Here is a 15369-nt window from a genome sequence, read left to right on the forward strand (position 1 = left end):
TACAAATACCTACCAAGTATATAAAATTTAGGTATTTATAAAATGGATATAAGTATTAAATTATTGGTATTTCAATTGTTATCATTGCTCCACTAGTTTTTATAGAATTTTCAACATTTAAATTACCATTATGTTTTTGTATAATAGTATTTGCAATGTATAGACCCATACCATAATGAGATTTAGAGTTCCTACTCGAATCGCCTGTATAAAACTGTTCTGTAGCTTTTGATAAATCTTCCTTAGAAAAACCTCTTCCACAATCTGTAATTACAAATTTTAAATATCTTTGATTTACTAATACATCAAAATATAACTTACTTTGATTTGTTGAATAATCAATAGCATTTGAAATTATATTCATAATAGCTCTAAATAATAATTCTCTATCTATTGTTATATTCTTAGGTAAATCATCTTGCTTATAAAATTCCACATCTAAACTTTTTGTACTGGCCAGTGCTTCTATTTGCACCAAAACATCCTCTATAAATTTATCAATATTAATACTTTCTTTATTAATTGTATAACCTTTATCTGCTTTAGATATGTATATTAGAGTGTTAATATATTTTTCTATCTGAGTAACACCATTTGCTATATATTCCATATATTCTGATAGCTCAGGATTGTCATTTATTTCAATCAATAAGTCCGCATTTCCATTTATAATGGTTAATGGGGTCTTTATATCATGTGCTAATGCAGATATCTGTTCTTTTCGAGTTTCTTCCAGTCTCCACTGCTTTTCTAGAGAATCTTTTAATGCTAGCTTCATTTTTTCTATAGAAAAGAGAACATTATCAATTTCATAAATATCACTAGATTCTATTGTAAAATCTAAATCTTGCTGTTGTATTTTTTCTGTAGCATTTTTCAAAAGGTCCATTTTTGCATTAATTTTTTTACCAAAAGATTTTGATAGTATAACCATTTCAATAAAAAATGCTACAACAAAAATAATTATCCCTAATACTTCTGGCTTTGGCAAATATTTTCTTAAAGCTGGAGAATTGAATTCTGATACTATATCATATCTTATTATACATACTTCATTTTGTCTAAAAAGTTTTATATAATTGTCTGACGAATGTCCACTTTTTACTTCAATACCTTTCATTAAATTCCAGGTTTTTTTTGCTTCTTTATTATTAAAAGTTCCCGAAGTCAATTTACCATCTAAAGTGTAGATTCCATAGTCACAAAAATCTGGTATTATATCTTTAGTTACTTTTTCACTTGAAATAATTTCATCTTTATATTTGTAGATTTGCTTTTCTGTATAATTGGATGGCAACACTACTCCTAATGATAATAACACAGAAAACAAAAATACTAAAAGAACTCCCAAAGTAATTGTTGTAACAAAGAATACAGACAAATATCTTACAAAAATAGTTCTTAACTTTACAACTTTTTTATTATTAGAATTTTTTTTCCGAAACATTCGTATCATATCCTCCAAACAGTTTAATTAACACCTAAGCAACTGTATATCTGATTATTTTTATCTCTTTTCTGTTATCAAATTATACTATAATATAATAATACAAATAATCTAAATAAACAATTAATTATTTTATTCTTCAGATTTCTTACCTTCCCATTTAGAAAACCAAATACATAAAATTACAAATGTAAAAATAGTTGCAAAGCCACAAATTAAACCTATTGACTGGAACTCTTGAATTGATTCAATTTCTTTAGAACTTGAAAAAGATGCCCAAACACTTACAAATCTAACACCCCATGCACAAGGAATATACTGCCATATACCATCTCCTAGTCCAGTTAATAATAGTGCTGAAAGTAAAGTCTCCACTATACCTACCCCAATTGATGCTCCTTTTCCAAATCTCAAACTTAAGAATAAATGTAATATATATTCAAATAGATTACTTCCTGCTAAAATTAAAATTGAAATCATATAAAAACTTAGTGTAAAATGATTATTATTAAAAATAGTATCTATACCAAATTCAAAACCTAACACAGAAACTAATGTTGCTCCAAAACCAAGGCATATTAAAATTACATATTTACTTATAATTGTAAGGTATTTTGGATTAGATGATGTTAGTATATGCTTATAATTTCCTGAGTAATATTCTTGTTCAACGCACATTGAACACATAATACTTGATAATAAAGGAAAAGCTATAGCTATAACTTGTAAATATGCTACTATCTTTGATATACTATCATAACCTGAAATATTGTAATATCCTAAAAATAAGCCTATTCCTACTAATGCAATACAAAAGTGTATTAGTACTATGTAAGTTCTTTTTAGTTTTATCAAGTCAGAATTAAATAGTCTTATTAGTTGTGCCATATTATTTCACCTCTCTATTTTTAAACCAAGCACTTGTAGCTAAAGTAAATAATATAAATAAAGCAATAGATATTAATATACCTGGTAAAATGACATTAGGGCTTAAAAGTTCATTTCCTTCTGGTACAGGAAGTCCATTTGGTAAAATATGCAATATTGCAGCCATTAATCTTGATGGAATTGAATATGGAAATAAGCACCATGAACTTGTAGTTGAAAAAACAGCTACTCCAAATACAGTGAAAAACATATTTATTAAAACTGTAATAAACAAACCAAATTTTGAGGCTAAAAACATACAAAGTGGAATTTGCCACATAAATAGTAAGATAAGTACTATAGTTCCAATAATATTTTGATTTATTAAAATAGTTTTCTTATAAACTACTCCAATAAAAACTATCCCTATCATGAAAATAATTGAAGATATACAAAGTATAATGGTACAATAAAGTATTTTTCCAGTCCAGATATTTTTTTTGTCAACTGGCAATGACAATACACCTCGATACTTCTTTTTTTCATCTTTTTGTACTACTAAAGAACAAATCAAAGTTATTGCTCCTGGAAGAAACATAATATACCACCAATTGTAAGCACCATTTTGTCCTCCACCTAGTCCAAAGCAGATAAGTATAGAAAATATTGGGGCTATCCAAGACAATCTCATTCCAAAAGTTCCTTTCATCTTTAGGAATTCTGCTCTAACAAATCTTTCCATGTTACTTACCTCTCTTTCTATTTTCAGCTACAACTTTCATAAAAAGTTCTTCTAAATTTTGTTCCCTTGATACTTCTCCTTGATACCCTATTACTCCATTAGAAATTATTCCAATTTCATCTACAACTTGCTCAACCTCAGATAAAATATGACTTGATAAAATAACTGTAATTCCTTGTTTTGGAAAAGAACGAATCAGTTCTCTAAGTTCCTCAATTCCAATAGGGTCAAGTCCATTTGTAGGCTCATCTAAGATTAAAAGTTTTGGGTGATTTAATAATGCAATAGCAATACCAAGACGTTGCTTCATACCCAGAGAAAACTGACCTGAACGCTTTTTAAAAGTATCTCTTAAATCAACAATCCCTAAAACTTCTTCAATGCGAGAGTCGTGAAGACCAAGTAATGTAGTATGAACTTTTAAATTTTCTCTTGCTGTTAAATTCTCATATATAGCAGGTGATTCAATAAGAGACCCAATGTTTGCTAAATCTTTTCTAGTCCATCTATGACCTTCAAATAATATCTTCCCAGAAGTGGGGTTTAAGATTCCTGTTATCATTTTTAATAAAGTGGATTTCCCAGCTCCATTCGGTCCTAATAATCCATAAATAGAATTATGTTTAATTGCAATTGAAATATTATCAACTGCAACCTGCTCCTTAAACTTTTTAGAAACTCCTTTTACTTCCAAAATATAATTACTCATAATTTTCATCCTTTCTTTTGTCAAACTTATTTACAAGAATCATTCTAAATCATAAATATAAGGATTTTATAAGAATTAAAAAATTATAAAAAAAATGATGTGCTTTTAAATAAAACACATCATTTCTTATGTTAACTCTATTAATTCTCCATTGTAGTATATCTCTACTTCTTCAATCCAAATACTATTATCATCTTCTTGAATGACATTTTTGATAATATTATTTATAGTATATATTATATTTTGTTCATTTAAATAATCATCTTTCCAAGAAACTCTCCCCTTTTCATCAGGTTCAACTAAGTTTATCTTAACTAGACTATCTTTTTCCTGAACTTCTACTTCCATATCTAAACCATTAAAATACTCATGTGATAAAGTATCTAAGATTAACTGTAGTTTTTCTTTTAATGTACTTTCTTCATCTATTTGTAAGTATTTTACTATCTTTTCATCCTTTGAAACTATCTCTATAGGTATTTTAGCTGTTCTTCTAGGATTAATTGTATCAGTTTCTTCTTTGATATCTTCACCTTTCTTTACAACTGCAGAATCTCTAGAATCAACCAATTCTACTTTGTCAACTTTATAATCCATACATGCTGTACTCAATAAAGTAGTAGCAATTATTAAAAAACTTACTGCTATTTTATTCATAAGTATCCCTCTCCCAATTCTATTTCGATACTTATTATACCATAGTATAGACTATATTTTTATACTTTTAGGTCAATTTATTAATTATAGTAATGAATTATTTACATTTCTAATTTATTTGAATTTATTTTTATAGTATACTCTTGTTCTAAATTCGACAAGTTTTCATTTAAAAGCCCTTTTATTTCTCTTATATTTTTATATGCGTTATGATTTTCTTCACTGTGTTCATATTCAATTGAACTATCATTGTATTCTTCTGACTCATCATTAATTTCTTCTATTCTTTCTTTAGATTTTATATCGCAATTAAACTTATACTTATTTACTGGTAGACTAAGACTTACTTTAGAATTTGGAACCTCTATATCTAAATTTTTAGCAATTGGAAAATCACAATATATGCTAAAGTTGTTATCGTAATGTGAATTTCTACCTATTTTTTCTTTTATATTTATATTTTCAGGTATATATTGTTCTACATTATTGACAAATATGTCTTCATATTCTGAAGATATATCTAATGATTCTGTTTCTATATTTACGTTTTTAACACCTAAGACTGATTTTGTAGATAATTCAAGATTATTGCTAGATATTAAGTTTAATGTATCTAACTTATTTATATTATTTTCAGTTATAACTCTCTCAAATCTTCCATAAGAAGTCTTATATGTTATATTGCTTGAAGCTACATTATCATATACTAATAAAGATGAATCTACACTTGATACATTTATATCTACATTATTTGGTACATAGATTACTATTTCCCTATAATCTCCTGAAAACATATTATTTATAGATGTATTGAATAATTGGTCAAAATTTTTAATTTTTTTAACACGATTTTCATATTTTCTTTCACCTTTTACAACTAATGTCTTATCCTTTAAAGTTACATTATATTTGTAAAATTCATTGTTTCCTCTTGTTGTCACACGTACATCTTCACTTGAATGTCTCTTTATCGTAACATTTATATTGCCAACAGATACATCTAACTTGTCAATATTTACTTTTTCTTGATAAAGTTTATTTTCCTTTTTGAATTCAGCTTCTTTTTCGAGTCCAAAGTTTATTAAGCTTGGCATAACTAAAATCCCTGACCATGTTGTTCCAATTATACCTATTACCAATAAAACCGCAGCAAATATGGCAAGTTTCTTATTCATGTTTATCTTCTCCTTTCTTATCATCTATTTCTTCAAAATCTTTATACATTGCCTCAAAATTTATACTATCATCGTTGTAATTATCAGATTCCTTTATATTCTCTTCTTTTTCTATATTACAGTAATCATCATATAAATCTTCATTACTATCTTTATTTAAATCTTTCTCACTTAAAGTATCCTTATTTCTTTTTTCCATCTTTTTATTTGCATTTATATAAATGTTTTTTCTCTTTATCCAATTTATATAACTGCCTAACAATTGTTTACCTAACTTTATAACAAACAGTAAAATTTGCCATGCCAGTATCTCTAAACCTATAAATGCTATAGTCGCAAATATACAAAACATTGTAACATCTGGAACCATTGAAATAAATTTAATCACAAATGGAATTGATATGACAAAAGCAATCAATGTACATACTAACCCAATAGCAACTGAAATAATAGCACATACAAATGCAAATGCTGGAATAATCAATAATAAGGATAAAAATACTAATAAAATCTTTATAGCTTCTCTAGATACTCCTCCGACACCTTCTTCTATACTTGGAGTAAGCTTATCATTTACTCTTTCTTTCGATTTATTGTACTTTTCTTTAGCTTCATCTTTTAAAATAGAATAACCCTTTTTCATATCTAACTTGAATTTACTAAACTTATCATTTAAAATATCTGTGTTTATTATTTTTTCATCTTCAATGTTTTTTTCTTTTGTCTGTAGAATAAGTTCTCTTGCTATAGATTTTGGTGAACCAAGCGATGCTATTATTTCCATATCACTCTTTCCTTCTATAATCCCATCTACAAAATATTCTTCATAATCTCTCAATATATCATTAACTTCGCTCTCAGAAAAATCTTTTTTTAGATAATCCTTTAAAATTTCCAGAAACTCAGTTTTATTCAAGTTCATTACCTCCCTCATCTTCACTTATTAAAATCTCAACAGCTTTTACAAATTCTCTCCACTCTTCCATCAGATTGGATAAGTTTTCTTTTCCTAGTGAAGTTATTCTATAGTATTTTCTAGCAGGACCCTCATTAGATTCTAGTATATACGTTTCAAAATACAAATCTTTTGTCAGTCTTCTTAGAATAGGATATATCGTTCCTTCATTTACATCTATTACTTTGGAAATATTATGTACTATTTCATATCCATACATATCTTTTTTAGATATTAGAGCAAGTACACAAATTTCTAAGACACCCTTTCTAAATTGTGTGTTCATATACTCCATCCTTTCTTTAAATACACAGTATTGTGTTTTACAAGGTACTATGTTAAAACTTCTTATGCTTTTATAATAACACAGTACTATGTTTTACACAATAGTTATTTTTTAATATTATTATTGATTAAATTCTTATGTAAATGTATAATACTCTAATCAGATATATTTTATGAAAGTGGTGATAAATTGTCTAAAACAAAAGAAGATAAAACTATATTAATCTTAACAGCTCAATTTGGTGCTGGTCATATAAGTGCTGCAAAAGCAGTTAAAGAATGTATTATGGAAAAATATAGTAATTACAATGTTGTTATACAAAACTTTATAAATGCAAGTATACCTATGATGAATAAGCCTATGGTGAAGCTTTATGAAAACAATACAAAATATACTCCTGGATTATATAATTATTATTATTATTTTAAGAAATCGTTTGACTCAAGACATGATTTCTCTCATAAATTATATACACCTAAACTTTCTGAGTATATTTCTGATATAAATCCAGATTTGATTATCTCTACATTTCCACTAGCTGCTGCTTGTGTAAATAATTTTAAGATAAAAAACCCTGATATAAATATACCAACATTGACAGTTATCACAGATGTTGTAGACAGTATGGAATGGGTTTTTGAAAATACAGATTTATATTTTGTTCCATCTCCAGAGATAAAAAATAGATTTTTTCAAAAAGGAATAAATCCAGATTCCATAAAGGTTACTGGTGTTCCTGTAGATAAGAGATTCCAGATTGAAAGTAAAGAACCTTGTTGTGGAAAATATAGGCTATTGCTTTTGGGTGGAGGAAGAGGTCTATTTGATATAGATGAGGATTTTATGCATTGGATAGATGACTTCATTGAAGAACACATTAATTCCATAGAGATTACAATAGTTACAGGTAAAAATAAAAAACTATATGATAATTTAACTCATAAAAAACCTCTAAAAAATATAAAAGTACTTGGATTTGTAAATGATATGTACAATCTGATAAAAGAATGTGACTTAATGTTGACTAAACCTGGAGGAGCAACTATATTTGAAGCAATCCAGTCTCAAACTCCAGTACTTGTTAAAATGCCAAAAGTTGGTCAAGAAATTGAAAATGCTAAATTTATAATAGATAAAGGACTTGGAATGATTTATAGTGATGACTTAGACCTAAAAAATATATTTTATAAGTTAGTATCAAATGAGTTTGATTCTATAATAAATTTTATGAAAAAGAATCTAGAAGAATTTAAAACAGTCATTCATCCAGATGAAATTGCTGATTATATATCAGAATTAATAGATAATCAATATAATTAATTTTATTGTAAAACTTAAAATCCAAAATTCAAGGCAATTGAGTATGGTTTTTACATTTGAGATTTAACTCAAAATGATTTAACCATACTTAATTGCCTTTATAACATCAAAATCAAATTATTACTATTTTATTTTAATATATATTTTTCTTGTATTGCATATATAATTGTTGTATTTCTTCCATGCTTCTCTTTAGTTCTATTTGTAAATCCGAAGCAGTTTGATAATCTTTATTTTCTACAGCCTCTCTTACTCTAGTAAATAGTGATTCTCTAGTTAAAGTATCTTTCATAATATTAAACTTTAAGTCTGATATTGAATTCCAAACTACTTCATCAAGTGCATCCATATTTTCTTTTGTGTGTACTTTTACAATACTTCTTATCTTTTGAATTCCAGCTTCTATTATTCTAGTTTTTAATTTTTTTTGCCACTTATCTATTGCCCCAACTTTAAATGATTCTATTATACTATCAGTAAATACATCACCTTGTTTTAAAGATTTTAATTTAGAAGCATATATTTCTAGGTTTTTCATATTTTCATAAACTGTTGCTGGAGGTGTTCCAAATCTTGCATTTCTTTCTTCTAAATTATAATGTTCAAATACATCATTTTCATCTCTATATGCTCTGTCTTTTTCTAAATAGAAACTTTCTTCTCCCACATTTTTAGATAATTCTTTTTCTAGTTCTTTAGTACTAAGTCCACTCTTAGCTGCTGCTTTTATACCATCTAACATTGTTTGATAACATCCTGCTATTACTAGGTAAGTATTAGATAGAGGACTTGGTGATCTTAATTCAAATCTTACAGTTTTTGGATTCTTTATATCTCTTATTAACCCAACAAGTACCGACCTATTTCTAGATGGCATTTCATAACTATGACCTAAAGATGTAACTATACATACAGGTGCTTCAAATCCAGGAACCAGTCTATTAAATCCATCATTAGAAGCTGTTACAATCGGATTTAATACTTCATAATTATAAAGAAGTCCCATAAGAGCTCCATACCCTAATTCACTTAGATAGTCTTCTTTTAAATCTTTTGGAGCAAATAAGTTTTTGATACTTCCATCTTTTAATTTTGCACTTACTCCTACATGTGTATGACCACCACTTCCTGCAACTCCATGAATTGGCTTTGCTTTAAATGTAACTTCTAATCCATGCGATGTAAATACATCTTCTATAACATCTCTTACTAATAATTCATTATCTGCCGCTTGTAGTGGTGTAGAAAACTTCCAAGAAACCTCTAATTGCTCCATAGCATGGTTTGTTTTTCCATCTATACTTATAGAACTTTGAATTCCCCCAACCTCTTTATGAGCCATTTCAGGGCTTACACCTAGCTTTTGAAGTATTATTAAACTTTGTTCCAGACAAGTTCTTATAATACCATGAGTTCTTTTCCAGTATTGTTCTTTTAAGCTTTGTGATACATATAATTTTTCTAAGTCAGCTTTATCTTCAGGAGTATTAACCCAAAATTCGAGTTCTGTAGCTGCTGTTAACATTATTTCTTCTATATCATCTACTGAGTTTATTCCTATATTGTTTATTACATGTGGATATTCTCTAAATATTTCAAACATAGATTTCTTAAAATATTTATCTGCTTTTTGAAGAATTCCCCTAGAACATACTTTTTTATTATCGTGTATTAGAAATGCAGGTATCTTTAATGTTCCTACAGGCAACCCTACTTCTTCATCTATGTATTCCATATTGTAATCTACATACCAATGACAACTTTTATCTGGCATTAAGTCTACTTTTGCATTATTCAATGTTGCTATATTGTAAAGTTCAACACTTGAACCATCAGTTTGTATAGCTGATTCTAAGAATTTATCTATATCCTCTAAAAATAATTCTACAGGAATTTTTTCATCTGTTGCATTTCCTCCTAAGTCAACTCCCATTAAAGAAACGAACCTTATGTTTTTATTGCTCTCTAGGATTTCTCTTATTTCTTCATTGGTATGCTTATCTTTCTCTATTACATATAATAAACTCTCCATCTTTTCACTCTCCTATGATTTTTGTGTAAATTTTATTTTATTAAATATACAAGATAAAATTCATTTTTCCTTATATTTATGAATTTTTCTTGCAAAATATTCGTGTTTTATTCGTGTTTTTATTTATATTATTATATATCAAGTACAAAAAGTTCGCAATATTTTTTCTTGGAAAAATATTATACATACAATAGTTTAACATTTTTATAAATATGGGGTATACTAAAATAAAAGTATTTTTGTTTAAAAATTTAATTTAGCTTATAATATAATCTATACTAGTAATAATACAAAAATTTAGGAGATAAACTTTATGGAATACATAATTTTCGATTTGGAATTCAACCAAGGATTTGACAAAAAACTCAATAAAACTGTGTCCAATGAAAAATGTCCTTTTGAAATTATACAAATAGGAGCAATTAAACTGGATTCTAAATTTAATATAGTAGATACATTTAATAGCTATATTAAACCTACACTATACAAGGCAATGCACCCTTTTATTAGTCGTATGACCAATATTAAAGACTCTGATTTTAACGATTCACCTACTTTTCCTGAGGTTTACAACAATTTCATAAAATTCATAGCATCACACGACCCTATACTATGTGTTTGGGGGGTTGGAGATTTAAAGGAGTTATACAGAAATATCAATTATCATAAGCTAGCATCAGATATTTTACCTAAGTCTTATATTAATATTCAACAACATGCATCTAAATATTTTAATAATCCAGCAGGAAAAAGTATTGGCTTGAAAAATGCTATTTCTATATTGGAACTTGATGAAAAAATGTCTTATCACAACGCTTTAAATGATGCATATTATACAGCGAAGGTTTTTATTAAGATATATAATCCAAGCATAGTACCTGATATATATGTGTATACAAATATTAAATCTAAATCTATAAAGTATTCTAATAAAAAAAGAGTTGACTATGATAAATTATTTGATGAGTTTAAGAAAATTCTAAATCGTGATTTGACTAAAGATGAGAAAAAAATTATTAATTTAGCTTACAACATGGGAAAAACAAATCAATTTGAATTAGAAAACTCTAAGCAAAGAAAAAATAAGTGAAATTTATTTAGGTTAAAAAAAGGCATGTAGATTAAAAGAATAATTAACTTTAAATTTACATCTACAGCCCAATTTTTATCCTGATTAAACTTCTATATTATCTCTAATTCTACTGGACAATGGTCTGACCCCAATACCTCAGTATGTATATTTGCATTTGTCAATCTATCTTCTAATTTTTTAGATGCACAAAAATAATCGATTCTCCATCCAGCGTTATTTTTTCTTGCATTAAATCTATATGACCACCAACTATACACTCCTTCTTTATCAGGATTAAAGTATCTATATGTGTCTATAAATCCACTATCTAATAATTTAGAGAATTTTTCTCTTTCTTCTTTTGTAAAACCTGCGTTCTTTGTATTGTTTTTAGGATTTTTTAAGTCTATTTCTTTATGTGCAACATTCATATCTCCACACACTATTACAGGCTTATGATTATCTAATTTAACTAAATAATCTATAAAGTCATCTTCCCATCTAGTTCTATATTCTAATCTCTTTAATTCAGATTGAGAATTTGGCGTATATACAGTAATAAAATAAAAATCTTCAAATTCTAAAGTTATAACTCTACCTTCCTTATCATGTTCTTCTATATTTATTCCATACATTACTTTTAAAGGCTCTTTTTTTGTAAATATAGCAGTACCTGAATAGCCTTTTCGCTCTGCATAATTCCAGTACTGAAAATAACCTGGCAAATCTAACTCTATTTGCCCTTCCTGTAATTTAGTCTCTTGTAAGCAAAATATATCTGCATCAATATCTCTAAAAAAGTCTAAAAATCCTTTCCCAACACACGCTCTTATCCCATTGACATTCCACGATATAAATTTCATATTCCACTCCTCATCTAAATAGCAATTTTCTATTAGTTTTTTTATTTATTTTTCTATTTGTTTTTATTTTAACATTAATATACTATAAATTTATTTTAAAATCATTATTTCTTTAATACCTAAAAGATACATACTTTAATCAAATTTTAATTTTTTTGTTAATTCTTCAGGATTCATTGAAGAAACATACATATTTGTTCCAAGTTCAAATCCTCCAAGGTTATACTTTCTTGGTATTATGTGCATATGGACATTAAAGTATGATTTTGTTTCAATTTTTGTTGGATGAGTATGGATACATAAGTTAAATGGCATATACCCATTTATATTATATAATTTTTTAAATAACTTTTCGAATATCATAGAAATCTCTTTTACATTATTATCTGTTAATTCATCAAACTTTATGTTGTCTTTAAATATTACTCTTACTTCTCCACTGTACTTAGTTGCATATGGTATAATCACTAAAAAAGCGTCTCCATTATAAACCACTCTTTTATTTAAACTTATTTCATTTTCTACCAAGTCATTATACAAAGAGCTTTTATTACTATCATAATACTCTTTTGAAACCAACAATTCATTTGTAATTTCAGGTGGAATAAAAGACATAGATAGTATTTGAGCATGTGGATGCATCAAAGATGCTCCAGCCTTTCTCAAGAAATTTTTAAAAATACTCACATATTCTACTTTGTCATCTTTCGACAAATCTTTAAATCTATTTCTATACATAAAAAAAACATCTTCAAATTCTTTTTGATTCATATTGTAAAAACTGCTGTTATGTTTATTGCTTTCTATCATTACCTCATGAATACCATATATATCTCTTGCCAAATCATCAATTATAGGAAATTTATTATATATAGATTTTACAAGCCAACCTTCATCACCTTTTATTTCAAATAGTGTATCTGTTGCATAAGCTTCATTTCCCTTACAAAATGGGCATCCTTCATCGTATTCATTCGTTTCTTCTTCATCATTTGGTACATCAATTGTATCTAATGGTCTTTTCAGCCTATCAGTAGCAAATATAACAACATCATTAGTAATTGGATCTATTCTTAATTCTCTCATAATTAACACCTCTTAGTTAATAGCCTTTAATATAATTATATGATATTTATTGTATCTGTTAAATAAATTTATAATATTTTTTATAATTTTACATATTTAGTATTAGGTATTTTAATTTTCTAATACAAAAAAATTATAACTAATATATCCATATATTATCATACTATAAATAAGTTTATGTACATATAATTTATTAGTATAAATACGAGTGTTTCACTGTAATTTGTTAAAAGTTTATTTTAAAGCTATATTAATTTTTTTTGATGATTTTTACCTATAAGTATGTTATTATTATCTTGTAAAGATATCTTGTATTCCAATATACAATTTACATAATACAATATACGTATTTAAATTAAATAGGGGGTATTAAAATGAATTATTCAAACAGAGTTAGTGCAATGCAAGCCTCTCCAATCAGAAAACTTGTTCCATTTGCACAAGCAGCAAAAGATAAAGGAATCAAAGTATATCACTTAAATATAGGTCAACCAGACATAAAAACTCCTCAAGGGTTTTTTGATGCTGTTAAAAACTTTGATAGCGAAGTTTTAGAATATGCTACTTCTGAAGGTATTCCAGAATTATTAGAAGCACTTCAAAATTACTACAAAACTTACAACATGGATTTTGAAAAAGATGAATTATTAGTGACTAATGGTGGTAGTGAAGCTTTACTTTTCACTATGATGGCTGTTTGTGACCCAGGAGATAATTTATTAGTTCCAGAACCATTCTATACTAACTACAATGGATTTGGTCAATGTGTAAACGTGGAAGTTAATGCTGTTACAACAAAAGCAGAAAACGGTTTCCACCTTCCATCAAAAGAAGAAATAGCTTCTAAGGTAGATGATAGAACTAAAGCTATGATTCTTTCTAACCCAGGAAATCCAACTGGTGCAATTTATACAAAAGAAGAACTTAATATCCTAGCTGAAATAGCTAAAGAAAAAAATCTATGGATAATAGCAGACGAAGTTTATAGAGAATTTGTTTATGATGGACTTGAGTATACTAGCTGTGGTAACTTAGAAGGTGTACAAGACAGAGTTATAATAATAGACAGTGTTTCTAAGAGATACAGTGCTTGTGGTGCTAGAATTGGTTCTATCGCTTGTAAAAATAAAGGTCTTATAGCTCAAATACTTAAATTGTGTCAAGGAAGACTTTGTGTTCCTACATTAGAACAAATAGGAGCTGTTGAATTATACAAAACTCCAGCTTCTTACTTCAAAGAGGTTAATGAAGAATACAAAAAAAGAAGAGACGTATTATACAATGAATTAATGAAAGTTGAAGGTGTTATATGTAAAAAACCAACTGGTGCATTCTATATAGTTGCTAAATTACCAGTTGAAAATGCAGAAGATTTCACAATCTGGATGTTAAAAGAGTTCAGTAAAAATAATGAAACTGTTATGGTTTGCCCTGCTGAAGGATTCTATGCTACTCCAGGTTTAGGACGTGACGAAATAAGATTAGCTTACATCCTAAATGAAACTGACCTTCATAGAGCTGCTACATTATTAAAAGAAGGTTTAGAGCAATATGTAGCTTTACACAAATAAATTTTAAAAGTTTACTTTATGTAAATTTTATCAGATAAAAAGTCCCCTTTTCAACCAATATTTGAAAAGGGGATTTTTCATAGTTTTCTATCTAAATTCGTCTTTATTTAATATATATTGAAGAGTATTTATTGCTCCTAGATAGTTCTTTCTATCTTCTTCAGTTAGTCTAGAAAGCTTCTCTTCTAATCCATCACTCAATTTATCCATAAAATCAGAAGCTATCTTATCTCCTTCTTCTGTAATATCAATTAAATACTTTCTTCTATCAACTAAATCTCTTTTTCTTGTTACATATTTCTTTTCTGTTAAATCATCTACCATACTAGTTAGACTGCCTTTTTCTATATTTAATTTAGAGCATAAATCAGTCATGCTTATTACTCCATAATTTCTTATAAATACTAATGCTCTTAATTGTGTTTTATTTACATTATAGTCTGGTGCGAATTTTTTTAGGTCTTCTAAATATAAGCTAGAATAAATCTTCGGAAATGTTTTTACCAAAAAACTTATAGTATCTTTTACTACGTATTTCATACAATCACCTCAGTTGTTTTAAAATTTATTAAATTATCTAACTAACT

The 15369-nt window shown here is 27.2% G+C and carries 15 protein-coding genes; 3 read left to right on the forward strand and 12 right to left on the reverse strand.

What is annotated here, in order from left to right; translation table 11 throughout:
* Positions 1-55: 55 nt before the first annotated feature.
* The 8 genes from IC214_RS14550 to IC214_RS14585 all read right to left on the reverse strand — a co-directional run bounded on the left by IC214_RS14550 (position 56) and on the right by IC214_RS14585 (position 6838).
* A complete protein-coding gene (locus tag IC214_RS14550; RefSeq protein ID WP_227866771.1) occupies positions 56-1447 on the reverse strand; it encodes a sensor histidine kinase in 1392 nt (463 codons plus the stop codon).
* A 132-nt stretch (positions 1448-1579) separates the two neighbouring features.
* On the reverse strand, positions 1580-2335 hold the full coding sequence (locus IC214_RS14555) for a lantibiotic immunity ABC transporter MutG family permease subunit (RefSeq protein ID WP_227851627.1): 756 nt from the start codon (positions 2333-2335) through the stop codon (positions 1580-1582).
* Position 2336: 1 nt separating this feature from the next.
* Positions 2337-3056, reverse strand: a complete 720-nt coding sequence (locus IC214_RS14560; protein ID WP_227866772.1) for a lantibiotic immunity ABC transporter MutE/EpiE family permease subunit — start codon at positions 3054-3056, stop codon at positions 2337-2339.
* 1 nt (position 3057) lies between these two features.
* The gene (locus IC214_RS14565; protein WP_227434256.1) at positions 3058-3765 is read right to left on the reverse strand and encodes a lantibiotic protection ABC transporter ATP-binding protein; all 708 of its coding nucleotides are present in this window, start codon (positions 3763-3765) and stop codon (positions 3058-3060) included.
* 126 nt (positions 3766-3891) lie between these two features.
* Positions 3892-4422, reverse strand: a complete 531-nt coding sequence (locus IC214_RS14570; RefSeq protein ID WP_227823670.1) for a hypothetical protein — start codon at positions 4420-4422, stop codon at positions 3892-3894.
* 101 nt (positions 4423-4523) lie between these two features.
* On the reverse strand, positions 4524-5597 hold the full coding sequence (locus tag IC214_RS14575) for a DUF4097 family beta strand repeat-containing protein (protein WP_227434254.1): 1074 nt from the start codon (positions 5595-5597) through the stop codon (positions 4524-4526).
* A complete protein-coding gene (locus IC214_RS14580; protein ID WP_227482261.1) occupies positions 5590-6519 on the reverse strand; it encodes a DUF1700 domain-containing protein in 930 nt (309 codons plus the stop codon). The genes IC214_RS14575 and IC214_RS14580 overlap by 8 nt, the downstream gene beginning before the upstream one ends.
* Positions 6506-6838 (reverse strand): PadR family transcriptional regulator, encoded by a 333-nt coding sequence (locus tag IC214_RS14585; RefSeq protein ID WP_009889116.1) that lies wholly within the window; start codon positions 6836-6838, stop codon positions 6506-6508. The genes IC214_RS14580 and IC214_RS14585 overlap by 14 nt, the downstream gene beginning before the upstream one ends.
* A gap of 189 nt (positions 6839-7027) precedes the next feature.
* Here IC214_RS14585 and IC214_RS14590 point away from each other — a divergent pair, with 189 nt between their 5' ends.
* Positions 7028-8158: an MGDG synthase family glycosyltransferase gene (locus IC214_RS14590; RefSeq protein ID WP_227823669.1), complete on the forward strand. Its 1131-nt coding sequence runs from the start codon at positions 7028-7030 to the stop codon at positions 8156-8158.
* Positions 8159-8291: 133 nt separating this feature from the next.
* On the opposite strand, the gene IC214_RS14595 is transcribed toward IC214_RS14590, so the two are convergent.
* Positions 8292-10190 (reverse strand): glutamine synthetase, encoded by a 1899-nt coding sequence (locus tag IC214_RS14595; RefSeq protein WP_227434251.1) that lies wholly within the window; start codon positions 10188-10190, stop codon positions 8292-8294.
* A 313-nt stretch (positions 10191-10503) separates the two neighbouring features.
* Between IC214_RS14595 and IC214_RS14600 the strand changes: the two genes are divergently transcribed.
* On the forward strand, positions 10504-11280 hold the full coding sequence (locus IC214_RS14600; protein WP_227434250.1) for a 3'-5' exonuclease: 777 nt from the start codon (positions 10504-10506) through the stop codon (positions 11278-11280).
* A 92-nt stretch (positions 11281-11372) separates the two neighbouring features.
* On the opposite strand, the gene IC214_RS14605 is transcribed toward IC214_RS14600, so the two are convergent.
* Together IC214_RS14605 and galT are read right to left on the reverse strand one after the other, a co-directional pair.
* A complete protein-coding gene (locus IC214_RS14605; protein ID WP_227434249.1) occupies positions 11373-12125 on the reverse strand; it encodes an exodeoxyribonuclease III in 753 nt (250 codons plus the stop codon).
* Positions 12126-12260: 135 nt separating this feature from the next.
* Positions 12261-13211 carry a galactose-1-phosphate uridylyltransferase gene (gene galT / locus IC214_RS14610; RefSeq protein ID WP_227434248.1) on the reverse strand — a complete coding sequence of 317 codons (951 nt, stop codon included), beginning with the start codon at positions 13209-13211 and terminating at the stop codon, positions 12261-12263.
* A 374-nt stretch (positions 13212-13585) separates the two neighbouring features.
* Between galT and IC214_RS14615 the strand changes: the two genes are divergently transcribed.
* Positions 13586-14782, forward strand: coding sequence for a pyridoxal phosphate-dependent aminotransferase (locus tag IC214_RS14615; protein WP_227866773.1), 1197 nt, complete (start codon positions 13586-13588; stop codon positions 14780-14782).
* An 87-nt stretch (positions 14783-14869) separates the two neighbouring features.
* Here the strand turns inward: IC214_RS14615 and IC214_RS14620 are convergent, their stop codons facing one another.
* A complete protein-coding gene (locus IC214_RS14620) occupies positions 14870-15322 on the reverse strand; it encodes a MarR family winged helix-turn-helix transcriptional regulator (protein ID WP_227434246.1) in 453 nt (150 codons plus the stop codon).
* Positions 15323-15369: the final 47 nt, after the last annotated feature.

This window comes from Clostridioides sp. ES-S-0190-01 (assembly GCF_020658275.1).
Taxonomy (GTDB): Bacteria; Bacillota; Clostridia; order Peptostreptococcales; family Peptostreptococcaceae; genus Clostridioides.